Raw genomic sequence first — 24,979 nt, forward strand, 5'->3', positions numbered from 1 at the left:
AATCCTGCCTGGCTAAGAGGGATAGATAATGGAAAAAGAAGATCTGGTGGCCATTGCCAATACCGAAATGCCGTTTGGCAAATACCAGGGCCGGCGGCTAATCGATCTGCCCGAACCTTACCTGCTCTGGTTTGCCCGTAAGGGCGAGTTTCCCCAGGGCCGGCTGGGGGAACTGATGTCGATTACGCTCGCCATCAAAATCGAAGGCCTGGAAGGCTTGATCACGCCGCTGAAGCGGTAATAATCCCCGCTCAGCGCGCTCCCCTTACATAGGCCGTCCCCAGCGCGTCGGGCAAGCTGGCGCGGCGGCCGAAAATAATCAGCACCAACATCACCGCCATAAACGGCAGCATCTGGATCACATCGGTGGGCACGTCCACCCCCAGCACCTGCAGCGCGGTGGTCAGGGATAGGCACGCGCCGAACAACAACGCCCCGCCCAGCACCCACAGCGGTTTGCCGCGCGCCAGCATCGCCAGCACGATGCCGATAAAGCCGTTGCCCTGGGTCATAAAGGGCACAAAGATACCGGCGCCGACCTGCGACATAAAGGCGCCGCCCAGGCCCGCCATTGCGCCGGTGACCAGCACCGCCAGGGTGCGGGTCCACAGGACGTTTACCCCGGCGGCGTCAAGGGCGGCGGGCTTGTCGCCGGCGGCCTGCAGATAAAGCCCGAGGTTGGTATGGCGGTAGACGGCGGCGAATAGCGCCACGCAGGCCACCGCCAGATAGACCACCGGCGGCTGGTTGAACAGCACGCGGCCGATAAACGGGATATGGGATAGCAGCGGCAGCGCCAGGGTATCGATGCCGCCCAGGCGGGGATAGGTGCGGCTGAACTGCAGGTAGTGCAGCAGGGCGGTGGCTCCCTCGGCGCCGAGGGTCAGGGCGATGCCGATAACAATCTGGTTGAGGCGCAGCCATACGCACAGGCCGGCCATCAGCATGGCGATAATGACGCCCCCGGCGGCGCCGGCCAACAGCCCCAGGCTCATGGACTGGCTTTGCCAGGCGATATAAAAGCCCAGGTAGGCGCCGGTCAGCATCATGCCTTCCAGGCCGATATTCAACACCCCGGCCTTTTCCGACAGCTGTTCGCCCAGGCCGGTTAACAGTAAAGGCACCCCGGCGACAATCGCCCCCAGCAGCAGGGAGGTCAGAAAACCTTGCGTCAGCAGATCCATCATTTTCCCCTTATTGAACACCCGCGCGGTCGCGTCGCCGCTGCTCCACCATTTCCGTCAGGCCGAGCACGATAAGCAGCACGGCCACCGTGACCAGCGTGAAATGGTTTGGCACGCCCATTCGCCTGGCCGCGCTTTCGCTGCCGATGGACAGCACCGAAAAAATAAACACAAAGGCGATGGCGGCGAAGCCGTTGAAGCGGGCCAGAAACACCAGCGGCACCACCAGCAGGCTATAGGCCGGGTTCCAGTCTGCTCGCACGTTGCCTTCGATGCCGATAACCTCCACCGCCCCGGCAAGACCCGCCAGCGCCGCGGACAGGGCGAATACCGCGATGGTCAGCGCCCCGACCGGCAGGCCGGCATGCAGCGCCGCGCGCGGATTGGCGCCCACGGTGCGCAGCCGCAGGCCGAAAGCGGTACGGGTCATCATCCAGTGCACCGCGATCACGGCAAACAGGCCGATCGGCAGCCCGCTGGAAATATGGGTGCCGAACAGCGACGGCAATCGCTGCTCATAGGGCAGGGTACGGGTTTCCGGCACCGTGGTGGCGGGATCGGCAAACACCAGCTTCACCAGCACGTTGGCCAGTGAAATACCTAAAAACGACATCATCATGGTGGTGATGATTTCGTTGATATGCTGCCAGGCCTTCAAGATGGCCGGCAGTATGGCCCACAGGCCGCCCGTTATCGTGCCGGCGGCCATCGCCGCCAATAGCGTCAGCCAGGACGGCGCGCCCATATCGTTAAGCGGGGCCGCCACCGCCGAGGCGATCACCGCGCCCAGTAAAAACTGGCCGTCGCCGCCCAAATTCCACAGGCCGGCGCGAAACGCCACCATCAGGCTGGCGGCGATTAACAGCAGCGGCCCCATGCGGGTCAGCGTCGCCTGCAGGCCCGAGGGGGTCATCAGGCCCTTTTGCAGGATAAAACCATAGTACTCCAGCGGGTTGACGCCCATCGCCACCAGCAGCCCGCCGGTTATCACCAGGGCGATTGCCACCGGCCCCACGGATAGCCCGACGCGCGCCAGGGCGGATTTAAGCCGCGGCAGGGATAAAGGCCCGGGCGCCCGGGTATGACTGGATTGACTGCTCATGGCATAGCTCCGCTCATCAGTTCACCGATTCGGCCACGGGCCGCCGGATTGTTGTCGACCATGCCGACAATCCGGCCCTGCGACATTACCGCGATCCGATCCGCCAGCTCCAGCAGTTCCTCCAGATCGGTGGATATCAGCAATACCGCCATGCCCGCTTCGGCCGACCGGCGTATCCGGCCGCGGATTGATTTAATATTCTGCACGTCTAGCCCATGGGTCGGTTTGGCAAAGATCACCGCCCTGGCCTGGCCGCCCAGCTCGCGCGCCAGCAACGCTTTCTGGATATTGCCGCCGGACAGCTTGCCCAGCGGCGTGTCGATTGCCGGCGTGCGAATATCGTATGCGCGGATCTGCTCCCGCGCATACCGCGCGATAGCGTCCGGCCGCACGATGCCGCGCCGCCAGAACGGCGCATCGCCTATCTGCTTCAGCAGCAGGTTAATCGATACCGGAAACGCGCCGACGGTGCCTTCCCCCAGCCGATCGTCGGTGACATAGCGCAGCCCGCGCCGGCGGCGCTGGCCGATGCTGCAATGTTCTATCGGCTCGCCCACGAGATAAATCCGGCCGCCGGCCAGGGGACGCTGCCCGGCCAGCGCCTCGGCCAGCTGCTTTTGCCCGTTGCCGTCGATGCCGGCGATGCCCACGATTTCGCCGGCGCAGATTTTAAGCTCGATGCCGGCGACCGGCACCAGCGGATCGTCCACCTCCAGCGCCAGCGCCTCCAGCACCGGTTTACCGAGGCATTTCCGGGCAGGCGCGGCGGCGGGCAACGGCGCGGCATCGGCCGGTGAGGCAATATTGAACATCATCTCGACCACTTCATGGGTTGCCTGCCGGGTGGTGAGGGATTTAAGCCGTTCCGGCCCGATTTCGCCCACTTTGCGCCCGAGACGCAGCACCGAGACGCGATCGCCCCAGGCCAGCGCCTCGTTAAGCTTGTGGGTGATAAACACCACCGCCAGGCCCTGCGCCACCAGCCTGCGCATTAACTGTCCCAGCTCGTGGGCGTTATGGGGCGTCAGCATGGCGGTGGCTTCGTCAAGGATCAGCACCCGGCTGCCGCGCAGCAGGGTGCTGACGATTTCCGCCTGCTGCAGTTCGCCCAGCGACAGCGAGCCGGCCAGGGCAAACGGGTTTACCGTCACGCCGATATCCCGGGCGATGTCGCTGACCCGGCCGGCGTAATGACGGCGGGCGGGACGACGCCACCAGGGATCGCCGAGGGCGATATTATCCACTACGCTTAAGCCCGGCACCATCATGGCGTGCTGGAACACGGTGCCGATGCCCAAGGCGCGGGCGCGGCGGGGGGAGCCCAGCAACTCGATCCGTCCGTCAACGGCGATATGGCCTTCGTCAGGCTGCTGCAGCCCGGCAAGCATGGCGACCAGGGTCGACTTGCCGGCGCCGTTTTCCCCGAGCAATACATGAACCTCCCCGGCCCACAGCGCCAGGTCAACCTGGTTATTGGCGATAATGCCGGGATACCGCTTGGTGACCCGGCTGACGGTCACGATCGGGGAGGCCAATGAAGATAGGTCTTGGCTCATCATTAACTCTTTAACATTAGCGGAGCGCGACGGGACGCACGCTCCTAATTTCCGTCCGGCTATTTGCCGCCGGCCGCCAGCAGAGTATGCAGCGATTTTGCGTCGTAGTCGGCCGGCACGGTGATTTTGCCGCTGATGATGTCGTCACGCACGACATTAACGCTTTTCCAGATGTCATCCGGAATATGCGAGGTTTTCAGCAGGCTGATCGAGCCGTCGGCCAGCGAGGTTTTGTAGTTGTGCGAACCGAACTTATCCTGCTTCAGGTCTTCGATCATGGCGGTGTAGACCGGCGTCAGGTTCCATAAGACGGAACTGAGCAAGTTCCCTTTGTCGATCGGGGACTTGTCGCCGATGACGTCGATAAAATAGACTTTGCCGCCGTCCGGCGCCGGCGTGGTTTCCACCGCCTGCAGCATGCCGAAGCTCGAGCCGTTGCCCTGGCCAAAGATAATATCCGCGCCGGCGGCGATAACGGAGGCCGCCACGCGTTTACCGCCCGCGGCGTCGCTGTACGCCGCCGGGCCAATCACCGCATAGCGGATTTTGATATCGCCCCTGGCCGCCCGGGCGCCGCGGATAAAGGCCGAGGACTGCGCGTTCCAGGACGGCGGTTCGCCGGAAACCACGATGCCGATGGTGCCGCTGCGCGACATTTTTGCCGCCAGGGTGCCGGCCAGGTAGGCCCCTTCCTGGCCGCTTACCGTGTAATCGGCCACTTTACCGGCTTTTAACGAGGACGGGCTGTCGGTAATGGCCACCGGCACGTTGGCCTGGGCGCCGATTTCCGGTCCCGACTGGTTATAGCCGCTGGCATGGGCAATGATCAGCTGCGCCCCGTCTTCCGCCAGGTCGCGCAGCGTGGGGCGGATATCGCCATAGCCGAGGTTATCCGCCACCATGACCTTGACGCCTTCTTTGGCGCCGGCTTCCCTGGCGGCGTTGATGCCCTGTTGGTTCCAGCCGAAATCGGTGCCGGGTTCGGGGGTGACTATGGCTATTGCCTTGATATCAGCGGCATAGGCCGCTGAGCACAGCACCGACATTACCGACATCGCGGCGGCGTATTTTAACCAACTTTTCACCATCATGTTCTGTCCTCGGTAAATTTTATTGTTGACATTGCGGCTGATAAAATCTTTTCTGGTGCATTCCGATCGGGTGTGGCGCGTTAACAGGGGCAGTAAATGAAATCACGGGGGCTAGTATTGTCCTGTTTGTTTTTTTTCACCACCGCAATCTGCGCTGGGGAATCAACAAACTATCAACGCGGTACGCATGGCCTAACCCCTTTTTCGGTGGTGGTAACAAACACCGGTCAGGTCCCTTTGGATTGTGAAGCGACCACCGCCCATTGGTACTCGGTCCCGCTGGGCGGCATCGCCCCCGGCGCAACCCTGTCCACCGGGCTATGGAAAAATGTCGGCGGCGGCGAGGTGGTTATCTTAAACAGTCAGCAGGATCGGATGCCGGTCCAGCGCCTCTGGTGCGGCGAGGAAGGCCGGTCCTGGCAGACCCGCCGCGAGGTTGCCCTGTCGACGCGCGGCGGGGAGAAGCCGTTATCCATCGCGCTCGACTGCGCCGGCGGCGCGGGTCGGATCCTGTGCCGGCCGGCGCCTGGCGGTCTTTGACAACCCCATGATGATGCTGTTTTCACCCGAACAGGAGCAGATCCTGAAAGCCGATACCCGCATGCCGCTGGCGGTGGAACCGCCGAAATGCTGTTGCGCCTGCTGCCCGCCCGCGCCGATAAGCGGCGGGCGATGGCGGCCACCGCCTGTTTGCGGCGCGCGCCATGACAGTTACCTCGGCGGCCGGCACTGCGCGCGCGGGGAGTATCCGGTGCTGACCCAGCACGGCTATTCCGGCGTGGCGGGCAAAGGGGACCACTGGCCGGGCTGCTTTGTCGCCACCTGGCCGGACGAGTTTACTATCGGGAAAGCGTGCCCATGCCGTATTCTCCGCACCGCGCCGCTCCCCGGATCCAAGAGAGAGAATGATGAAAAACGCAGGCAACGACCCTCTGTTTACCCTGACCACCGGCCCGGTGGACGCCTATCCGGCGGTATTGCGCGCGCTGTCGATGCCGGTCTGGTACGACTACGATCCGGCGTTCCTGGCCTGCTTTGAACGGGTCAGCAGGAAAGCGGCGGCCGCGATGCGGACCGAGTCCATCCCGCTGATTTTGCAGGGAGAACCGGTGCTGGCGCTGGAGGCGGCGGCGGCCTCGCTGATTGCCCGCCACGATGTGGTGCTGAACCTGGTGTCCGGGGTGTATGGCGCGGGTTTCGGCGACTGGGCCGGGCGATACTGCGCCACGGTGCGGGAGTTGGCCGTCGCGTATAACGAGGCGCTGGATCCGGCGGTGGTTGACCGGGAATTACGGCGCCATCCGGAGATCGGCATCGTCTGCCTGTGCCACCACGACACGCCGTCCGGCACGTTGAATCCCGTCGATGAGATTGGTTGCGTTGTCAAACGCCACGGCAGGCTGTTTTTGGTTGACGCGGTGTCCTCGTTCGGCGGCATGGCGGTGACGCCGGACAGCTGCCGCGCCGATATCTTTATCACCGGTCCGAATAAATGCCTGGGATGCCCGCCGTCGTTAAGCCTGGTGGCCGTAAGCGAAGGGGGATGGCGCAAAATCAAGGCCAACCCCGATGCGCCGCGCGCCTCGGTGCTCAGCCTGCTGGACTGGGAACGGGCCTGGCTGGCCGACGAGCCGTTTCCTTATACCCCGTCGGTGGCGGAGATCAACGGCCTGGAGGCGGCGCTGGACGGCTATCTCGGCGAGGGTCCGGAGCAGGTCTGGGCGCGGCATGACCTGACCGCCAGGGCATTTCGCGCCGGACTGCGGGCGATGGGACTGTCGTTATGGGCGGCGCGGGAATCCATCGCCTCGCCCACCGCCACCGCGATCCGCGTACCCGAAGGGGTCGACGAAGCGCAATGGCGCGCCCTGGCGCGGGAACATTACGGCGTGATGTTTTCCTCCGGGCGCGGCGAGACGCTGGGCAAGGTGATGCGGGTCGGCCATATGGGGCCGACCGCCAGGCCGCTGTATGCCGTCGTTGCCCTGACGGCGCTGGGCGGGGCGCTTAACCGGCTGCGCGCCGGGCGGGTGGATGTGGGCACCGGCGTCAACGCCGCCATGGCGGTTATCGGCTGAGGGCGGTTTCCCCGGCGGCCAGATGCCGGGCGAGGAACGTCTCCACCACCCGCATGCAGGCGTCGCGTTCCTCGACGTGGGGCATATGGCTTGATTGCTCGAATATCACCCATTCCGCCCCGGCGATTTGGTCTTTGAACGGTTGCACCACTTCCGGCGCCGCCTCGTCGAAGCGGCCGGAAATCAGCAGCGTCGGCGCCTGGATGCGCGCCAGCCGGTCGATAATGTTCCAGGATTTCAGGGTGCCGATAACATGGAATTCCGTTGGGCCGTTCATGGCATGGTATACCGTCGGGTCGGCGTCCATCGCGTCGAAGGTGCGCCTGACCTCCGCCGGCCAGGGCGTAAGACGGCAGACGTGCCGCTGGTAAAAAACCCCGGTGGCCTGGCGGTAGGCGTCGCTGCCGATGGTGCCCGCGGCCTCGTGCTTTAGCAAACAGCGTTGCACCGCGGGCGGCAGCTGCGCGCGCAGCCTGGCCGCCGCCTGTAGCCACAGTTCCATTGACGCCGGCGAATTGGCAATCACTATCGCCTTCAGGCCGGCGGGGCGCAGCACCGCGTGCTCAGCCGCCAGCATCCCGCCCCATGACTGCCCGAGCAGCGCGTAGTTGTCCTCGATGCCAAGGTGCGCCAGCAGGTTATCCAGCTCCGCCAGGAACAGCGACACCTGCCAGAACGCGGCGCCCTGTTCCGGCAGATGGGTGGAGCGCCCGTTGCCGAGCTGATCGTAATGGATTACCGCCCGGCCGCCCCGGGCGATATCGCGAAACGCGTCGACATAATCATGGGTGCAGCCCGGGCCGCCGTGGGCCACCACCAGCGGCGTCTTGCCGTTGTGGAGATCGCCGCAGACGCGGTACCAGGTTTGGTAGTGTTGAAACGGCGCATAGCCTTCGGTGATGCTGTACATGACGGTTTACCTGTCGGTTAAGGATAACCTAGGGTAAAACAGCGCGCCCGGCGGCGGATAGCTAGAGAAAATGCTAGGTATTGCGCCGGCAACGCGATTGACCGGCCGGGCTCAGCCGTCGAGCAAACGGTAATGCATCGCCCTTACCACCGCCTGCACGCGGTTGCTGGCTCCCAGCTTACGCGCCGCGGAATTCAGGTGCAGCGTCACCGTGGCAATCGAGCGCGACAGTTTGCGGGCAATTTCCTTGGCGGTCAGCCCTTCCGCGGACCAGCTCAGGCACTCCCGCTCGCGTTTGCTCAGGCGCACATACTGGCAGGTCAGCATCTGGCGGTCGAACAAGGGATAAATCCGTTCCTGGAAGGTATGGGCCAGCAGGCTTAACTCCGCCAGCGCATGGGCAAGGTCGCGCTCACGGCCGCTGCCGCTGACGATGCCGGTTACGGTGACAAATCCGCCCTGGGGCAGGTGCAGCGGCACCGTGGCGCCGCAGGGCATATTATTATCACGCATATAGTGTGTCACCGGCCGGTGTCTTTCACCAATAATGTCGCGCAGCGATGAGCTGTCCGGGCGCTGATATGACCAGACGAAGGGCGCGCAGCTCCCGAGGGCGTAGAGCTGGACCGGATCCACCTGGTAGTATCCGCTTTCACACCATAACCGCCGCATATCCTCCGGCACGTTGCTCATGCGCAGTATCGACGGGGTGATCAGTTCCCCCTCCAGCGAGCGCGGGACCGGCGTGTAATCATAAATCAACGCCTCCATGCCCAGCCGGGCGCCTTGCCGGAACAATGATGAAAAGGCCTGGTCAAGGCCGTCGTCCGGCTGCGGGGTGGTATTCACGACCCTATTCATCAGGCTTACCTCGAAATAAAACGTCCGCGTCACCAGGGCATGGATCCTGCAAAGCCCTTCCTTTGTCGCAATCCGCAATCTTGAAAACAACACAGAGACAATCTGCAGGCATGCAATTTGGATGCCACGGGACGGCCATGCCCGGACAGCAAACCTAGCATTTTTACTAACTGTTCAGCACCGCGGCTTATGCGTAGCGTAAGGGCATGATCAGGGTGGCGAAGCACGGCCGCCGGCAAAGCACCGGGGGGGATGTATGTGGAGTGAAATCAAGCCTGGCCGGCAACAGGATATCGAGGTCGACGGCTATCGGGCGGCGGCCTATGAGTTCGGCGCGGGCGACGAGGCGGCCTTGCACCATCCGGGTGCGGCAAAGCGCCTGAACCTGGAAAATACCGTGGCGGATATGCCTCACCCGATCCGGGAACTCCACCGCCCGCGCGCCGCGCCGGGACAGGAAGCCGTGGCGATGCCGCCGCGGCATGAAGCCATGGGCACCCTGGGGCATCCGGCCCGTCAGCGCAACAGCGGCAGGGGGTAACGGCGATGCACCGCTACCGATTTGTCCTGTTTCGTCCGTTACAACTGGTGCCGGTATTGCTGGGCATCAGCCTGATCACCTTTATGCTGGTGCGCGCCATCCCGGGCGATCCGGCCCGTATCCTGCTGGGCGTGCGCAGCACCCCGGCGGCGATTGCGCGCATTCGCGCCCAGTATGCGCTGGACCAGCCGCTGTGGGTGCAGTACGGCTATTTTCTCAATAACCTGCTGCACGGCGAGCTGGGGCGCTCCATCGTCTATCGCATCGATACCTTAAAGCTCATCATGACCCGGATTGAACCCACGTTGTGCCTGGTGCTGGGCAGCGTGCTGCTGGCGCTGTTGCTGACCGTGCCGCTGGCCGCCGCCGCCGCCCGCCGCCGGGGACGCTTCGCCGATCGGGCCATCCGGCTGCTCTCCACCGCCGGGCTGGGTTTTCCGGCGTTCTGGCTCGGCATCATGATGATCTTATTGTTCAGCGTCACCCTGGGCTGGTTCCCGGTCTCCGGTTATGGCGATACCTGGGGCGAACGGCTGCATCATTTGGCGTTGCCCAGCCTGACGGTGGCGCTGGCGCTGTCGGCGGTGCTGACCCGCAACCTGCGCGCCAGCCTGCTGGCGGAACTGAAAGCGGATTACGTTACCGCCGCCCGGGCGCGCGGCCAGGAGGAGGGGCGGATTTTCTGGCGTCATGCCATGCCCAACTCGCTGGTGCCGACGGTGAACCTGCTGGCGGTGAATATCGGCTGGCTTATCGGCAGCACGGTGGTGATTGAAAGCGTTTTTGCCATCCCCGGCATGGGACAGCTGCTGGTCAAGGCGATTTTCAGCCGTGATTACATGGTGGTGCAGGGGGTGGTGATGGTGTTTGCCCTGGCGACGGTGGCGGTGAACCTGCTGGCCGATCTGCTGACGGTAGCCTTGGACCCGAGGGTAAAACTATGATGCCCGGCCACGCCGCAAGACGTTTTTCCATACGCTGGCTGCAGCGCCGCGCGGCGCTGCGCGCGGGCGTCATTATCCTGCTGATCGGGTTTTCGCTGGCGCTGCTGGCCCCTTGGCTGGCGCCCTTTGATCCGCTGTTCCAGGATGCGGACGCGCGCCTGATGGCGCCTGGCCTGCCGCACGTGTTCGGTACCGACAACTTCGGCCGCGATATCTTGTCGAGGATTATCTGGGGCGCGCGCGTCGATTTGCAGATCTGCCTGCTGGGCGTGGTGTTTCCGTTTGCCATCGGCACCATCGTCGGGGCGTTGTCCGGTTATCTCGGCGGCCCGATCGATGCCTTTATCATGCGCTGCATCGACATTGTGCTGGCATTTCCATTTCTGGTGCTGATGCTGTCGATCATCGCCATTATCGGGCCGGGACTCGGCAGTTTTTATATCGCCATGGCGCTGGTGGGCTGGGTATCCTACGCCCGGCTGGTGCGCTCGCAGGTGCTGATCCTCAAGCACAGCGACTTTATGCTGGCGGCGCGCAGCCTGGGCTTTAGCCATGCGCGCATCCTGTTCGCCCATTTGCTGCCCAACGCCCTGACCGGCTCGATCGTATTTTCCATGTCGGACTGCGTGCTGGTGCTGCTCAACGGCGCGGCGGTGAGTTATCTCGGCCTGGGCGTGCAGCCGCCGGCGGCGGAATGGGGGGTGATGATCGCCGAAGGGCAGAGTTTTATCACCACCGCCTGGTGGATCACCGCCTTTCCGGGCCTGGCCATCGTACTGCTGGCGATGGGGTTCAGCCTGCTGGCCGACGGCCTGGGCGATATGCTGGGGGAACGGCCATGAGCGCGCCGTTGCTGCGGGTCAACCACCTGGCCGTCGCCAACCGCCAGGGCACGGCGTTGGTGGATGATGTCTCCTTTACCCTGGCGGCGGGTGAAATGCTCGGCCTGGTCGGTGAAAGCGGTTCGGGCAAAACCGTCACCTGCCGGGCGCTGATGCGCCTGCTGCCCGGCGAGGGATTAACCCTGGCCGGCGGCGAGGCCTGGCTGGGCGGGACCGATATCATGACCCTTGACCAGCGGCAGATGACCCGGGTGCGCGGCCGCCAGCTGGGCATGATTTTCCAGAATCCCGCCAGCCATCTTAACCCGGTGATGACCATCGGCGGGCAAATAGCCGAAAGCCGTAGCGCCCATTTCGGCGCGGGACGGCGGGAGGCGCGGGCGGCGGCCGTCGCCCTGCTGCGCCAGGTGGGCATCCCCGATCCCGAACGGCGGGTGGGCCACTATCCGCATGAATTCTCCGGCGGCATGCGCCAGCGGGCGATGATCGCCGTGGCGCTGGCCTGCGAACCCAAAGTCCTGATTGCCGACGAGCCGACCACCGCGCTGGACGTGACGGTGCAGGTACAGATCCTGCGATTGTTGATGAGCCTGCGCGACCGGCTTGGCCTGGCTATCATCATGATCACCCACGATCTGGGCGTGGTGGCGCAAACCTGCGACCGCATCGCGGTGATGTACGGCGGCCGGCTGTGTGAAATCGGCGATAAACGCCAGATGCTGGCGCGGCCGCTGCATCCCTATACCCAGGGATTAATCGACTGCCAGCCGGTGAGCGAGGGCGGCAACGGCCGCTTAAAAACCATTCCGGGTCAGCCGCCGTCGGCGGATGGATTCCCGCCGGGCTGCCGGTTCCATCCCCGCTGCATGCGGGCCGGGGAGGCTTGTCCGTCGCGGCAGCCGCCGATGTTGCCCGCGCGGGACGATGCGGCGCACGGCGCGGCCTGTTTTTATCCTTTGCAATCGTTATCCCACCGGGAGGGGCAATGGTAAATAACGCTTGGCCGTTACTTGAAGTCGATGAGCTGCGGGTCTCGTTCCCGCTGTCCGGCGGCAACCCCTTTAGTTGGAACCGGCCGCGGATCCAGGCGGTGAACGGCGTATCGCTGCGCATCCATCCCGGCGAAACCCTGGGGCTGGTGGGAGAATCCGGCAGCGGTAAAAGCACCCTCGGCCGCGCCATCCTGCAACTGGAAAAAAGCACCGGCGGCAGCGTGCGTTTTGACGGCCGCAACATCACCCACGGCCTGTCCAGCGATATCGCCCGCCTGCGCCAGCAAACGGCGATGATTTTCCAGGATCCGTTTTCATCGCTCAATCCCCGCCAGACCATCGGCGCCGGTATCGCCGAAGTGCTGCGCGTGCACCATAAAGTCCCGCCGGCGGCGATAGCGGCCCGGGTCGCCGAACTGTTGACCCTGGTGGGTTTGCAGCCCGCGCAGGCGGATAAGCGGCCGGGCGCCCTGAGCGGCGGGCAGTGCCAGCGGGCGGGTATCGCCCGCGCGCTGGCGCTGGAACCGCGCCTGATGGTGGCGGATGAATGCGTCGCCGCGCTGGATGTGTCCATCCAGGGACAGATTATCAATCTGCTGATGGACCTGCGCGAACGCATGGGGCTGGCGATATTGTTTATCGCCCACGATCTGGCCATCGTCCGCCGCCTGTGCGATCGGGTCGCGGTGATGTACCTGGGACGCATTGTCGAGGAAGGTCCGGTGGAACAGGTGTTCCGTTTGCCGCGCCATCCTTATACCGCGGCGCTGGTGGCGGCCATTCCGGAAATCAATCCCGATCTGCCGCTGCCCGCCGACCCGCTGGCCGGCGAACCGCCCAGCCCGATTGCCATACCGCCGGGGTGCGCCTTTCACCCCCGCTGCCGTTATGCCCGACCGTCTTGCCGTACCGGTTCCACCCCTGATACCCGGCTTGTTGCCGACCATGCTTTTGCCTGTGTGCTGGACAGAAATACCGGCGAAGCCGACCTTCCTTTTGAATGAGGTGTGTTAACTATGAAGCGTAAGCATTTTAACGTTGTCGCCGCCGGAGCATTGCTCGCCATCAGCGCGGCCGGCCAGGTTGCCGATGCCGCCGGGGTATTAAGCATCGGCCGGCGCGAGGACAGCACCACCTTTGACCCGATCAGGTCGGCGCAAAACGCCGATAACTGGGTGTTCTCCAATGTGTTCGACGTATTGGTGCGGGTGGATAAAAACGGCACCCGGCTGGAGCCGGGACTGGCGGAAAGTTGGGAAATCTCGCCGGACGGCAAGGTGTACACCTTTAAGATACGCGACGCCAAATTCTCGGACGGACAGCCTGTGACCGCGCAGGATGCGGTGTTCAGCCTGTTGCGCATCCGCGATAACCAAGGTTCGTTATGGCGTGACTCCTATAGCGTTATCGACAAAGCCGAAGCGCCGGATCCCCATACCCTGGTGGTGACCCTGAAGACGCCGTCCGCGCCGTTCCTGTCGCAACTGGCCCTGCCGAATGTGTCGATACTGCCGGAGAAAGTGGTAAAAGCCATGGGCGAGGAAGCCTTTGCCGAAACACCGGTGGGTTCCGGCGCGTTCAGCGTCAAATCCTGGACCCGGGGCGAAAAGGTGGTACTGGTGAAAAACCCCTATTTCTGGCAGGCGGGCCGCGTCAAGCTGGACGGCGTGGAGTGGCTGACGCTGCCCGACGACAATACCCGCATGCTGAAAGTGCAGGCCGGCGAGCTGGACGCCGCGCTGTCGGTGCCGTTCTCGCGCATCACCTCGTTGCAGCAGGATCCCAACCTGGAGGTGCATCTCGATCGCTCCACCCGCGAGGATCACCTGCTGATTAACCACGAGCACGGCGCGCTGGCCAAAGCGGAGGTGCGCCAGGCGCTGGACTTCGCCATCGATAAAAAGGCCATTGTCGATACCGTGACCTTCGGTTTCGGCCATGTCGCCAACGCCTATATCCCCGAGGGCGCGCTGTTCCATTACGCGGACAACCTGCGGCGTCCGTACGATCCGGAAAAGGCCAGACGGATGCTGCAAGCGGCCGGCGCGGCCGATTTGAAGCTTAACTATGTGGTCAACGCCGGGGATGAGGTGGATGAGCAGATAGCCATATTGCTGCAACAGCAACTGGCCAAGGCCGGGGTCGGGGTCAACCTGCAAAAGGTCGACCCGAGCCAGAGCTGGGATATGCTGGTGGCGGGCGAGTATGATATTTCGGTCATGTACTGGACCAACGATATTCTCGACCCGGACCAGAAAACCACCTTTGTGCTGGGGCATGACGCCAATATGAACTACATGACCCGCTATCATAACGACAAGGTCAAGGATTTGGTGGCCGCGGCGCGCGTGGAAATGAACGTCGGCAAACGGCAGCAGATGTATGTCGACCTGCAAAAAATGGCCAAGGCGGACGTGAACTGGGTCGATTTATACTATAGCCCGTATCGCAACGTCAGCCGCAAGAACATCAAGGATTTTTACCAGAATCCGTTGGGACGCTTCGCGCTGGAAGATACCGACAAATTATAACACCCGGATCGCTTGGCCGGGCTGCGCAGGTCCGCAGGCCGGCCCGCGGCGTCGCCCAGGCGCTGGCGCTTTGCACCTGCAGGCGTCATGGCATGCTCAAACCCACTCTTTGTGCACCAAAAAGGGGCGCCCCGTTATTTTTAACGCCGCCAACGCAGTGCATTAACCGCCGGCGCGGCGCTTTTATCAGCGCGACAGCCTCATTTAGCCGCCGCTCGCCGATGTGGTATGACCTTTGCACCTTTACAAATACTTACGCAGCATAGGACATCGTCATGCAAAACAGTAAAGTGGCACCGGTTTTAAAACGCACTCTGGGGAGTTTCCATTTATGGGGGATTGCCGTCGGCCTGGTGATTTCCGGCGAATATTTCGGCTGGAGCTACGGCTGGGCCCAGGCGGGCACGCTGGGGTTCCTGGTGACGGCGGTGGCGGTGGCGGCGATGTATTGTGCCTTTATCTTTAGCTTTACCGAGCTGACGACCTCCATCCCCCATGCGGGCGGCCCCTTTGCCTACGCCCATCGCGCCTTCGGTCCCACCGGCGGGTTTATTGCCGGTTTTGCCACCCTGGTGGAATTTGTCTTTGCCCCGCCGGCGATTGCCATGGCGATCGGCGCCTACCTGAACGTCCAGTTCCCGGCCGTTGAGCCGCGCTGGGTGGCCCTGGCCGCTTATCTGGTGTTCATGACGCTGAATATCCTCGGCGTCGGCATCGCCGCCGCCTTCGAACTGCTGGTCACGCTGTTGGCGATATTTGAACTGCTGGTGTTTATGGGCGTGGTGGCGCCGGGCTTCGAGCTGGCAAACTTTACCCGCGGCGGCTGGGCCGGCGCGGAACACTTCAGCATCGGCGCGATTTCCGGCATTTTCGCCGCCATCCCCTTCGCCATCTGGTTTTTCCTGGCGATCGAAGGGGCGTCAATGGCGGCCGAAGAAGCCAAAGACCCGCAGCGCACCATTCCCCGCGCCTTTATCGGCGGCATCCTGACCTTAACGGTGCTGGCGTTGGGCGTCATGGTCTTTGCCGGCGGGGTAGGCGACTGGACCAAACTGGCCAATATCAACGATCCGCTGCCGCAGGCGATGAAAATTATCGTCGGCGGCAACAGCGGCTGGCTGCATATGCTGGTCTGGCTGGGGCTGTTCGGGCTGATTGCGTCGTTCCACGGTATCATCATGGGTTACTCGCGGCAGATTTTCGCCCTGGCGCGCGCCGGCTACCTGCCGAAACCGCTCTCCCGGGTTAACCGCCGGTTCCGCACGCCGCACCTGGCGATTATTGCCGGTGGAGTGGTGGGCGTCGCGGCGATTTTCTCCGACTCGCTGATCATTATCGGCGGGCAGCCGTTAACCGCCAATATCGTTACCATGTCGGTATTCGGCGCCATAGTCATGTATATTATCTCCATGGCGTCGCTGTTTAAGCTGCGTCGTCTGGAACCGAAACTGACCCGCCCGTTCCGCGCGCCGCTGTATCCGTTCGCCCCGGCGCTGGCGTTGGTGATGGCGGTGATTTGCCTGGTGGCGATGATTTATTATAACCAACTGCTGTTTATGATTTTCGCCGTGATGATGCTGTTGGGTTATGCCTACTACCGCCTGACGCGCTATGCGCGCGACGCGGCGGCGCACGATCCGCAGCTGACGTTATCGGAGTGATCCCGGAGGGTCGATGTTTCAAGCCACGCTGAGTCATCGCAGCTACCGCTTTGCCGATTTGCGAGAACTGATGGCCAAGGCATCGCCGGCGCGCTCCGGCGATTATCTGGCCGGGGTGGCCGCCGCCAGCGCCGAGGAGCGCATGGCGGCGCGCATAGCGCTGGCGGCGGCGCCGCTGCGGGTATTTTTGCAGCAGCAGCTTATCCCCTATGAAGAGGATGAGGTCACGCGCCTGATTATCGACGGTCACGACGCGGCGGCCTTTGCGCCGATAGCGCACCTGACCGTGGGGGATTTTCGCGACTGGCTGCTGTCGGAGCGTACCGACAGCGCCCGTCTGGCGCAGGTCTCGCCGGGCATTACGCCGGAAATGGCCGCGGCGGTAAGCAAAATCATGCGCAACCAGGATCTGATCCTGGTGGCGAAAAAGTGCCGGGTGATTACCCGTTTTCGCAATACCATCGGCCTGCCCGGTCATATGAGCGTGCGGTTGCAGCCCAATCATCCCACCGATGATGTGAAAGGCATCGCCGCCAGTATGCTGGACGGTCTGCTGTATGGCAGCGGCGACGCGGTTATCGGCATCAATCCCGCCAGCGATAGCCTGCCGCTGCTGGAAAAGCTCAATTACATGCTGGACGATGTGATAAGCAGCTTCGAGATCCCCACGCAATCCTGCGTGCTGACCCATGTGACCAATACCATCAAGCTGATTGAGCGCGGCGCGCCGGTGGATCTGGTGTTCCAGTCGATAGCCGGTACCGAGGCGGCCAACGCCGGCTTCGGCATTAACCTCGCGCTGCTTGACGAAGCCCGCCAGGCGGCGTTAAGCCTTAACCGCGGCACCTTGGGCGATAACGTGATGTATTTCGAGACCGGGCAGGGCAGTTGCCTGTCGGCCAATGCCCATCACGGCGTCGATCAGCAGACCTGCGAGGCCCGCGCCTATGCCATCGCGCGCCACTTCAAACCGCTGTTGATCAATACCGTGGTGGGATTTATCGGCCCGGAGTACCTGTATGACGGCAAACAGATCATCCGCGCCGGGCTGGAGGATCATTTCTGCGGCAAGCTGCTGGGCGTGCCGCTGGGGTGCGATGTCTGCTATACCAATCACGCCGAGGCCGACCAGGATGATATGGATACGCTGCTGACCCTGCTGGCCGCCGCCGGGCTTACCTTCCTGATTGGGGTGCCGGGCGCGGACGATATCATGCTTAATTACCAAAGCACCTCGTTCCATGACGCCCTGTACGTGCGCGAGCTGTTCGGGCTGAAGCACGCCCCGGAATTTTCCGCCTGGCTGCAGCGCATGCAGATTATCAATGCCGACGGCATGCTGCGCGATACCGGCGGCCAGCATCCGCTGCTGCAGCATTTTTCATAAGTGTCGACATAAGTATGAATCGGGTAGGTCGGGCAAGAAGAATAAAGCGTAGCGCGCCAGGGATGGGGCGTCCGTGCCTACAAGGACGTATTTACGGCGTCGTGATGATCTTGCCCAGCGTGCCCGTGGGCACCCGGTTTTTATCAAACCCAGTTTGCCGTCGCTGGCGTGGAGTGAGCCATGAGTAAGCCTGTGCAGCCCCCGGCCGGTAAATTTCCGGTCGGCAATATTATCCACCACAACCCCTGGCAAGGCCTGCGGGAATTTACCGCGGCGCGGATTGCGCTCGGCCGCGCCGGCTCCAGCCTGCCGACCGATGAACTGCTGAAATTCGGCCTGGCCCATGCCCAGGCGCGCGATGCGGTGCACCAGCCGTTTGACAGCGAATCGCTGGCGCAGCAGCTGGAGGCGGACGGCATGACCACGATTACGGTGCACAGCGCGGCGCAAACCCGGGAAACCTACCTCTGCCGGCCGGACCTGGGCCGCCGGCTCGGCGACGACAGCCGGCGGGCGTTAACGGCTTATCCGGATAAACAGGCCGATATCCTGCTGGTGATCGGCGACGGTCTGTCCTCGAAGGCGGTACACCGCCAGGCGGTGCCGTTTATCCGGGCGTTAAGCCCATACCTCAGCCTACTGGGGCTGAAAATGGCGCCGGTGGTGCTGGCCCATCAGTCACGGGTGGCGCTGGGGGATGATATCGGCGCATGCCTGCGGGCCCGGGCGGTGGCGATCCTGATAGGCGAGAGGCCCGGCCTGTCCTCGCCCGACAGCCTGGGCATTTATTTTACCTGGGAGCCCCATACCCGCCGCCTGGAGTCGGAACGCAACTGCATCTCCAATATCCGCCCCGAGGGGCTGGATTACCCCCAGGCGGCGTTTAAACTGGCGTGGCTGCTGGAGCAGGCCGGGCAACGGCGCCTATCGGGCATTGAGCTGAAGGATGAAAGCGACAATCCGGCGCTGTACGGTCTGGTTAAGCCGTTGTTTAACCCGCCGGAGCGCCTGACCGGAAAATTGTGATTATACTTAGCGGACAACGCCACGTTCCCTGGCGCGCCCCGTCCCGATAAGGATCCATTCACGATGAGTCACCCGGTTTCCTGCATTTTGTCCCTGGAACAGGGGCTGCCGTTCGGCTCCGCCGATTTGCTTACCCTGCCGGCGCGGGCCTGGTGCTGCCGCTTTGATATCGCTTTTTACCAGGATGAGGATTTCGCCGCCCAGGGCGTCAGGCTGCCGTTGTCGATCGCCGGCGCCGCCGTAAAACGCCGCGGCGAGTATCTGGCCGGCCGCATCGTCGCCGGGCGGGTATTGGCCGATCTGGGCTATCCGCGCTTTGATTTGCTGCCCGGCGAAGATCGGGCGCCGGCCTGGCCGGATACGGTGCAGGGGGCGTTGACCCATCACGCCACCCTGGCGATATGCATCGGCTGGCGGCGCCCGGCCCGGCCGGTATCCGGGCTGGGTATCGATATCGAAACCCTGATTAACGGTCCGCGCACGCTGGAGCTGTGGCCGGGCATTATCAGCGTCTGGGAGCGGGAGTATTTTGCCACCCTCGACCTGCCGTTCGCCGTCAGCCTGACCCTGGCGTTTTCCGCCAAGGAGAGCCTGTTCAAGGCCTTGTACCCGCTGGTCAACCGCTACTTCGATTTTCTCGACGCGCGCGTGGTCCGGCTGGCCGATAACCGCATCACTCTTGAACTGCTGGTTGAGCTGACGCCCGCGCTGCCGGTGGGCAGGCTGTTTGAATGCGGTTATGCCGCCACTGAACATGATGTGCTCACGGTACTGGCGATAGGCAACGATTGAGCGTCCGGCGCCGCGCCGTTGCGCCATAAGGTCCCGGCGCGTGGAACTGTAACCCGATTTACCCAATTGTGCGCTTTTCTCCATGCGGGAAAGCCCGCGGCGGCTGGTTTTTCCATGTGTAAATATTTGGTTACAAAACTGACAGTTGTTTACCTGCTTAAGCAGCAGTATAGTCCCCCGCCTAATAGCTGCCTAGGCAAAGATTATTATGGACCATTTTTCCGTTGATGATATCGACAAAGTCTATGCCTGGGGAAGGCAGATCCATCGGCTGAACCTGTGCAAGGATCGCATCCTTGAACAATACCTTGAAACCTACGAAATCACCGCGGCCCAGTTTAAAGTCATGCTGATGATGAACCGGGACGGCTTAACCACGTCGGCGGAGCTGTGCCGCTGCATCTCGCTCGACAGCGGCGCCATGTCGCGCATGCTTGACCGGCTGCAGAATAAAAAAATGATCATGCGGGTGCGCAGCACTACCGATCGGCGTCAATTTCACCTGGCGCTGACCGAGCAGGGGCGCGCTTTCTGCCAGCAGATCCCGCAGATAGCCGTAAAGACCTTTAATGATTTACTGGCGCCGTTGACCCCCCCTGAACTTGATGAACTCGATCGCCTGCTCAAGAAGCTGGCGGTCCCTGCCGGTATTTAAGGAGTAAATTTCACTATGCCGTTGCGCATTCGTTTATTACCGTTGCTTTGCTCGCTGATCCTGGCGGGGTGCGCTTTACCTAATGGTTTACATACCGAAGGCCAAACGCTGGATGTCGCTAATCTGCACAGCGAAAATACGCTAAAAGGCAATACCCTTTCCACCGCCGGGTGGCCGACGTCCGATTGGTGGAACAGTCTCGGCGATCCACAGCTCGATATATTGATCCGGCAGGCGCTGCGTTCCAGTCCCGACCTGCAGGTGGCCGACGCGCGCGCGCGCCAGGCCAGCGCCACGGTGCTGGCGGCCGAAGCCGATCGCATGCCGACGCTTGACGCCAACGCCGGTATTACCCGCGAACGTCTTTCCGCCGTGGACGATCCCACCGGCCAGGGCAAACGCTACGCCACCCTGCGCACCCTGTCGGCGAACTTCGACTACAGCTTCGATTTGTGGGGCGGGCAGCGCGCCGCCTGGGAAGCCGCGGTCGGCCGGGCCAACGCCTCCGAAGTGGATCGGCAGGCGGCTCGCCTGACCCTGTCCGCGGACGTGGCGCGCGCCTATAACACCCTGGGCCAGGCCTGGGCGATGCAGGATTTGGCGCAAAAAGATCTGGAGCGCACCCGCACCATGCTCAACCTGGCGTCGAAGCGTCTTAGCGCCGGGCTTGACAGCAAATTCCAGTACCAGCAGACCGAGAGCCTCGAGGCCTCGGCCGAAGCCAGCCTGACCGACGCCCGGCAGCAGGTGCGCGCCGCCGGCATCCGCCTGGCGGTACTGCTGGGGCAGGGGCCGGATCGGGCCGCCAGCCTGCCGCGCCCGGGCCTGATTGCCCCCGCGGCCGTCAGCCTGCCGCCTACGCTTCCGGCGGAGCTGCTCGGCCGCCGGCCGGATCTGGTGGCCGCGCGCTGGCGGGTGGAGGCGGCGACCAAGGATATCAAAGCCAGCCGCACCGCCTTTTATCCCAATATTAACCTGACCGCCGCCGCCGGCACCAAATCGCTGCTTGGCGACGCGTTCTTCGGCGCGCCAAGCCGCTATTTCAGCATCGGGCCGGCGCTATCGCTGCCGATCTTTGACGGCGGCCGCCGCCGCGCCGATCTGGCCGGCAGCAATGCCGATTACGATCTGGCGGTGGCGCAATATAACCAGTCGCTGGTGGCGGCGCTGGGAGATATCGGCGATGCCATTACCCGTCTGGATTCGCTGGATATCCAGATCCGGCAGCAGATGCGCGCCCGCGATATCGCCAACGATTCCTGGGGCAACGCGATGCAGCGCTACAGCGCCGGGGTGGGCAATTATCTTGATGCCCTGAGCGTTGAACAACAGCTTATCCAGGCCGAGCGCCAGCTGGCCGCGTTGAATGCCGACCGTACCGATACCGCCATCCTGCTGATGCAGGCGCTGGGCGGCGGCTTTCATTCTTCCGTTTCTTCCAATGCCGCGCAAAACGTGGCCATGAATCAAGCACACTGAGAACTATTTTATGGCTGAGAATTCCACTACCGCACCAACAGAGAACAACGCCGGTCCCGCCAACCCGCCGGCGAAGCCGGGCAAACGCAAGCTGCTGTTATTTATTCTTTTAGCGGTAGTCATTGCGGCCGCTATCGTTTTCGGCCTCTATTATTGGCTGCACGGTCGTTTTTTTGAATCCACCGATGACGCTTATGTCACCGGCAATTTGGTGCAGATCACCCCGCAGGTCTCGGGCACGGTCACCGCCATCGCCGCCGATGACGGCGATTTTGTCAAACAGGGCCAGGTGCTGGTGCGTCTGGATCCCAGCGATACCATCGTCAGCCAGGAAACCGCCGAGGCCAACCTGGCCAAGGTCGTGCGCCAGGTGCGCGGTTTATACAGCAACGTGGATAACTACAAGGCCATGGTGGCGGCGAGCAAAATCCAGCTGCAACGCGCCCGGGACGACTACCAGCGCCGCGCCAACCTGGCGCGCGATGGGGCGATATCCCAGGAAGAATTGTCGCATTCACGCGATGCGCTGACTTCGGCGGAAACCTCGCTGACGTCGTCGCAGCAGCAGTTAAGCACGACCTTTGCCCTGGTGGACGACACCACCATCAGTTCCCATCCCGATGTGAAGGTGGCCGCCGCCCAGCTGCGCCAGGCTTATCTTAATAACGTGCGCAGCACCATGGTGGCGCCGGTCAGCGGTTATGTGGCCAAGCGTTCAGTGCAGGTCGGCAGCCGCGTGCAGCCGGGCAGCGCCCTGATGGCGGTGGTTCCCCTGGATCAAATCTGGATCGATGCCAATTTCAAGGAAACCCAGTTGGTGAAAATGCGCATCGGCCAGCCGGTGGAAATTGACGCCGACCTGTACGGCGGCGATATCACCTATCGCGGCAAGGTGGAAAGCCTCGGCGTCGGCACCGGCAGCGCCTTCTCGCTGCTGCCGGCGCAAAACGCCAGCGGCAACTGGATCAAGATAGTCCAGCGTTTACCGGTGCGTATTCGCCTGGAGCCGGACCATCTGGACAAGTTCCCCCTGCGCATCGGGCTGTCCACCAATGTGACGGTAAACCTGCACAACCAGGATGGACCGGTACTGGCGCTGCATCCACAGGAACAACCGCGTTATGCCACCGATGTCTACGATCATCAACTGGTGGAAGCCGATAAGCTGGTGGCGCGTATTATCCATGAAAATGGCGAGCAGGCCATGGCCGCCGGCCAGGGTAAAAATTAATGCGGAGTCGCCATGAGTGAACAATCGTTTCGTCCGCCCAGCCTGGTCCTGGCTACCATCGGACTGTCGCTGGCGACATTTATGCAGGTGTTGGATACCACTATTGCCAACGTGGCGTTGCCGACCATTTCCGGCAACCTGGGCGTCAGCTCGGAGCAGGGAACCTGGGTTATCACCTCGTTCGCGGTCTCCAACGCCATCGCCCTGCCGCTGACCGGCTGGATGTCACGCCGCTTCGGCCAGACCAAACTGTTCCTGGCGTCGGTGATACTGTTTATCATCACCTCGTTCTTGTGCGGTATTTCGCAAAGCATGACGCAACTGGTGATTTTCCGCGCCTTGCAGGGGTTCTTTGCCGGACCGCTTTATCCCATGGCGCAGACCCTGCTGCTGTCGATTTATCCCGCCGCCAAGCGGGGTATGGCGCTATCGCTATTGGCCATGGTGACGGTGGTGGCGCCGATCGTCGGCCCGCTGGCCGGCGGCTGGATTACCGACAACTACACCTGGCCGTGGATCTTTTTTATCAACGTGCCCATTGGCATCTTTGCCGCCATGCTGGTGTTTGCGCAGCTTAAGGATCGACCAGAGGAGCAGGAGCACCAGCCCATCGACTATATCGGCCTCGGCCTGCTGGTGGTGGGCGTCGGCCTGCTGCAGGTGGTGCTGGATAAAGGCAACGACCTGGACTGGTTCGGGTCCAATTTTATCATCATCGGCGCGATAATCGCCGCGATCTCGCTGACGGCGCTGGTGATCTGGGAATTTACCGATAAGCACCCCATCGTCAACCTGCGGTTGTTCCGTTATCGTAACTTCTCCTTCGGCACCCTGGCGCTGGTGTTGGGGTATTCGGGCTTTTTCGGCATCAACCTGCTGTTGCCGCAGTGGCTGCAAACCCAGCTAGGCTACACGCCGGTCTGGGCGGGGCTGGCGGCGGCGCCCATCGGCATCCTGCCGGTATTTTTGTCGCCATTGGTGGGACGATATGCGCAAAAGTTCGACCTTCGGCTGCTGGCGGGCGGATCCTTCCTGGTGATCGGCGTCACCTGCTTTATGCGCGCCGATTTTAATACCCAGGTGGATTATTATCATATCGCGATGATCCAGGGTTTTATGGGCATCGGCATCGCATTGTTCTTTATGCCGACTACCAGTATCCTGCTCTCCAGCCTGTCGCCCAGGGAGATTGCCGACGGCTCGGGACTGGCCACTTTCCTGCGCGTATTGGGCGGCAGTTTCGCCTCTTCGCTGACCACCTGGATTTGGCAACGACGGGAAATTTTCCACCACGCGCAGCTGACGGAAAATATCACGCCCTACAGCGCCAACACCCAGGACTATATCGCCAGGATGGGCGGGGCAGGCCAGACCACCATGGCGCAGCTGGATAAACTGGTGGAAGGCCAGGCCTATATGCTGTCCACCGTGGATTACTTCACCCTGCTGGGCTGGATGTTTTTTGCGCTGATCCTGGTGATATTCCTGGCGAAGCCGCCGTTTACCGCCCAGGGCGGCGGGGGTGGACATTGATGACTTTACCTGAACAAGGATCCATGGCGACGTTAAAACGCCGCATAGGGTAAGTAAGCTATTGGATAGCAAATCATCAGGCCTCTCGTTTTACTTTTTTATGCCCGTCCTCCCGTCATGTCGAAAAACCGGCTGACGTGAGGGCACGACTTTCGCCAGCGCGGCGATGGCACGCCGGCAGGCGTCCTCCCGCGGCCACTTGCCCAGGCCGTTGACCAGATTGGCCAGCTCTTGTGGGTTAAATTGCCGGGCGTTGTCCGGTACGGCCAGACGCGCGGCCACCTCCCCGGCCAGCGCGATGCCGGCACGCCGGCAGGCCTCTTCGCGCGGCCACTTGCCCAGGCCGTTGACCAGATTGGCCAGCTCTTGTGGGTTAAATTGCCGGGCGTTGTCCGGTACGGCCAGACGCGCGGCCACCTCCCCGGCCAGCGCGATGCCGGCACGCCGGCAGGCGTCCTCCCACGGCCACTTGCCCAGGCCGTTGACCAGATTGGCCAGCGCCTGTGGGTTAAATTGCCGGGCGTTGTCCGGTACGGCCAGGCGCGCGGTCACCTCCCCGGCCAGCGCGATGCCGGCACGCCGG

General features: G+C 62.7%; 24 protein-coding genes. 17 read left to right on the forward strand and 7 right to left on the reverse strand.

Annotated elements, in window-relative coordinates:
- The first annotated feature begins 28 nt into the window (after positions 1–28).
- Positions 29–241, forward strand: coding sequence for a DUF3820 family protein (locus tag GRH90_RS22175; RefSeq protein WP_162368149.1), 213 nt, complete (start codon positions 29–31; stop codon positions 239–241).
- A 10-nt stretch (positions 242–251) separates the two neighbouring features.
- On the opposite strand, the gene GRH90_RS22180 is transcribed toward GRH90_RS22175, so the two are convergent.
- Genes GRH90_RS22180 through GRH90_RS22195 form a run of 4 tightly spaced genes read right to left on the reverse strand, consistent with a single transcriptional unit; the run spans position 252 to position 4,933 of the window.
- Positions 252–1,187 carry a putative B6 ABC transporter permease subunit 1 gene (locus GRH90_RS22180; protein WP_162368150.1) on the reverse strand — a complete coding sequence of 312 codons (936 nt, stop codon included), beginning with the start codon at positions 1,185–1,187 and terminating at the stop codon, positions 252–254.
- Positions 1,188–1,194: 7 nt separating this feature from the next.
- Positions 1,195–2,286, reverse strand: a complete 1,092-nt coding sequence (locus tag GRH90_RS22185; RefSeq protein WP_162368151.1) for a putative B6 ABC transporter permease subunit 2 — start codon at positions 2,284–2,286, stop codon at positions 1,195–1,197.
- The gene (locus GRH90_RS22190; RefSeq protein WP_218586276.1) at positions 2,283–3,842 is read right to left on the reverse strand and encodes a putative B6 ABC transporter ATP-binding protein; all 1,560 of its coding nucleotides are present in this window, start codon (positions 3,840–3,842) and stop codon (positions 2,283–2,285) included. The genes GRH90_RS22185 and GRH90_RS22190 overlap by 4 nt, the downstream gene beginning before the upstream one ends.
- 59 nt (positions 3,843–3,901) lie before the next feature.
- Positions 3,902–4,933: a putative B6 ABC transporter substrate-binding protein gene (locus GRH90_RS22195; protein WP_246236198.1), complete on the reverse strand. Its 1,032-nt coding sequence runs from the start codon at positions 4,931–4,933 to the stop codon at positions 3,902–3,904.
- A gap of 237 nt (positions 4,934–5,170) precedes the next feature.
- Here GRH90_RS22195 and GRH90_RS22200 point away from each other — a divergent pair, with 237 nt between their 5' ends.
- Positions 5,171–5,473 carry a hypothetical protein gene (locus GRH90_RS22200; protein WP_162368153.1) on the forward strand — a complete coding sequence of 101 codons (303 nt, stop codon included), beginning with the start codon at positions 5,171–5,173 and terminating at the stop codon, positions 5,471–5,473.
- A gap of 365 nt (positions 5,474–5,838) precedes the next feature.
- Positions 5,839–7,011, forward strand: coding sequence for a pyridoxamine--pyruvate transaminase (ppaT, locus tag GRH90_RS22205; RefSeq protein ID WP_162368154.1), 1,173 nt, complete (start codon positions 5,839–5,841; stop codon positions 7,009–7,011).
- Here the strand turns inward: ppaT and GRH90_RS22210 are convergent.
- On the reverse strand, positions 7,001–7,921 hold the full coding sequence (locus GRH90_RS22210) for a proline iminopeptidase-family hydrolase (protein WP_162368155.1): 921 nt from the start codon (positions 7,919–7,921) through the stop codon (positions 7,001–7,003). The two genes, ppaT and GRH90_RS22210, sit on opposite strands and share 11 nt — an antisense overlap.
- Positions 7,922–8,032: 111 nt before the next feature.
- The gene (locus tag GRH90_RS22215) at positions 8,033–8,782 is read right to left on the reverse strand and encodes a LuxR family transcriptional regulator (protein WP_162368156.1); all 750 of its coding nucleotides are present in this window, start codon (positions 8,780–8,782) and stop codon (positions 8,033–8,035) included.
- A 256-nt stretch (positions 8,783–9,038) separates the two neighbouring features.
- Here GRH90_RS22215 and GRH90_RS22220 point away from each other — a divergent pair, with 256 nt between their 5' ends.
- The 14 genes from GRH90_RS22220 (at position 9,039) to GRH90_RS22285 (ending at position 24,396) form a co-directional block, all read left to right on the forward strand.
- Positions 9,039–9,323, forward strand: coding sequence for a hypothetical protein (locus tag GRH90_RS22220; RefSeq protein ID WP_162368157.1), 285 nt, complete (start codon positions 9,039–9,041; stop codon positions 9,321–9,323).
- Positions 9,324–9,328: 5 nt separating this feature from the next.
- Positions 9,329–10,267, forward strand: coding sequence for an ABC transporter permease (locus GRH90_RS22225; RefSeq protein ID WP_162368158.1), 939 nt, complete (start codon positions 9,329–9,331; stop codon positions 10,265–10,267).
- A complete protein-coding gene (locus GRH90_RS22230) occupies positions 10,264–11,109 on the forward strand; it encodes an ABC transporter permease (RefSeq protein ID WP_178113325.1) in 846 nt (281 codons plus the stop codon). Before GRH90_RS22225 ends, GRH90_RS22230 begins: the two co-directional genes overlap by 4 nt.
- The gene (locus GRH90_RS22235) at positions 11,106–12,101 is read left to right on the forward strand and encodes an ABC transporter ATP-binding protein (RefSeq protein ID WP_162368159.1); all 996 of its coding nucleotides are present in this window, start codon (positions 11,106–11,108) and stop codon (positions 12,099–12,101) included. The genes GRH90_RS22230 and GRH90_RS22235 overlap by 4 nt, the downstream gene beginning before the upstream one ends.
- Complete coding sequence (locus GRH90_RS22240; protein WP_162368160.1) at positions 12,095–13,105, forward strand: ABC transporter ATP-binding protein; 1,011 nt, start codon at positions 12,095–12,097, stop codon at positions 13,103–13,105. Before GRH90_RS22235 ends, GRH90_RS22240 begins: the two co-directional genes overlap by 7 nt.
- A gap of 12 nt (positions 13,106–13,117) precedes the next feature.
- Entirely contained in the window at positions 13,118–14,632 is a 1,515-nt protein-coding gene (locus GRH90_RS22245; protein WP_162368161.1) for an ABC transporter substrate-binding protein, read from the forward strand.
- A gap of 275 nt (positions 14,633–14,907) precedes the next feature.
- The gene (gene eat, locus GRH90_RS22250) at positions 14,908–16,293 is read left to right on the forward strand and encodes an ethanolamine permease (RefSeq protein ID WP_162368162.1); all 1,386 of its coding nucleotides are present in this window, start codon (positions 14,908–14,910) and stop codon (positions 16,291–16,293) included.
- 13 nt (positions 16,294–16,306) lie between these two features.
- Positions 16,307–17,680 carry an ethanolamine ammonia-lyase subunit EutB gene (locus tag GRH90_RS22255; protein WP_162368163.1) on the forward strand — a complete coding sequence of 458 codons (1,374 nt, stop codon included), beginning with the start codon at positions 16,307–16,309 and terminating at the stop codon, positions 17,678–17,680.
- Between the two features lie 180 nt (positions 17,681–17,860).
- Positions 17,861–18,706, forward strand: coding sequence for an ethanolamine ammonia-lyase subunit EutC (gene eutC, locus GRH90_RS22260; protein ID WP_162368164.1), 846 nt, complete (start codon positions 17,861–17,863; stop codon positions 18,704–18,706).
- 63 nt (positions 18,707–18,769) lie between these two features.
- Entirely contained in the window at positions 18,770–19,498 is a 729-nt protein-coding gene (locus GRH90_RS22265) for a 4'-phosphopantetheinyl transferase family protein (RefSeq protein WP_162368165.1), read from the forward strand.
- A 208-nt stretch (positions 19,499–19,706) separates the two neighbouring features.
- Positions 19,707–20,153 carry a MarR family winged helix-turn-helix transcriptional regulator gene (locus GRH90_RS22270; protein ID WP_162368166.1) on the forward strand — a complete coding sequence of 149 codons (447 nt, stop codon included), beginning with the start codon at positions 19,707–19,709 and terminating at the stop codon, positions 20,151–20,153.
- Between the two features lie 15 nt (positions 20,154–20,168).
- Positions 20,169–21,632: an efflux transporter outer membrane subunit gene (locus tag GRH90_RS22275; protein WP_162368167.1), complete on the forward strand. Its 1,464-nt coding sequence runs from the start codon at positions 20,169–20,171 to the stop codon at positions 21,630–21,632.
- Positions 21,633–21,642: 10 nt separating this feature from the next.
- Positions 21,643–22,863: an HlyD family secretion protein gene (locus GRH90_RS22280; RefSeq protein ID WP_162368168.1), complete on the forward strand. Its 1,221-nt coding sequence runs from the start codon at positions 21,643–21,645 to the stop codon at positions 22,861–22,863.
- 12 nt (positions 22,864–22,875) lie between these two features.
- Positions 22,876–24,396, forward strand: a complete 1,521-nt coding sequence (locus GRH90_RS22285; protein ID WP_162368169.1) for a DHA2 family efflux MFS transporter permease subunit — start codon at positions 22,876–22,878, stop codon at positions 24,394–24,396.
- A gap of 90 nt (positions 24,397–24,486) precedes the next feature.
- On the opposite strand, the gene GRH90_RS22290 is transcribed toward GRH90_RS22285, so the two are convergent.
- Positions 24,487–24,979: DUF1601 domain-containing protein (locus GRH90_RS22290; protein WP_162368170.1), on the reverse strand; the 493-nt coding region annotated here is incomplete at its 5' end.

It is taken from the genome of Acerihabitans arboris, from assembly GCF_010131535.1.
Taxonomy (GTDB): Bacteria; Pseudomonadota; Gammaproteobacteria; order Enterobacterales; family Enterobacteriaceae; genus Acerihabitans; species Acerihabitans arboris.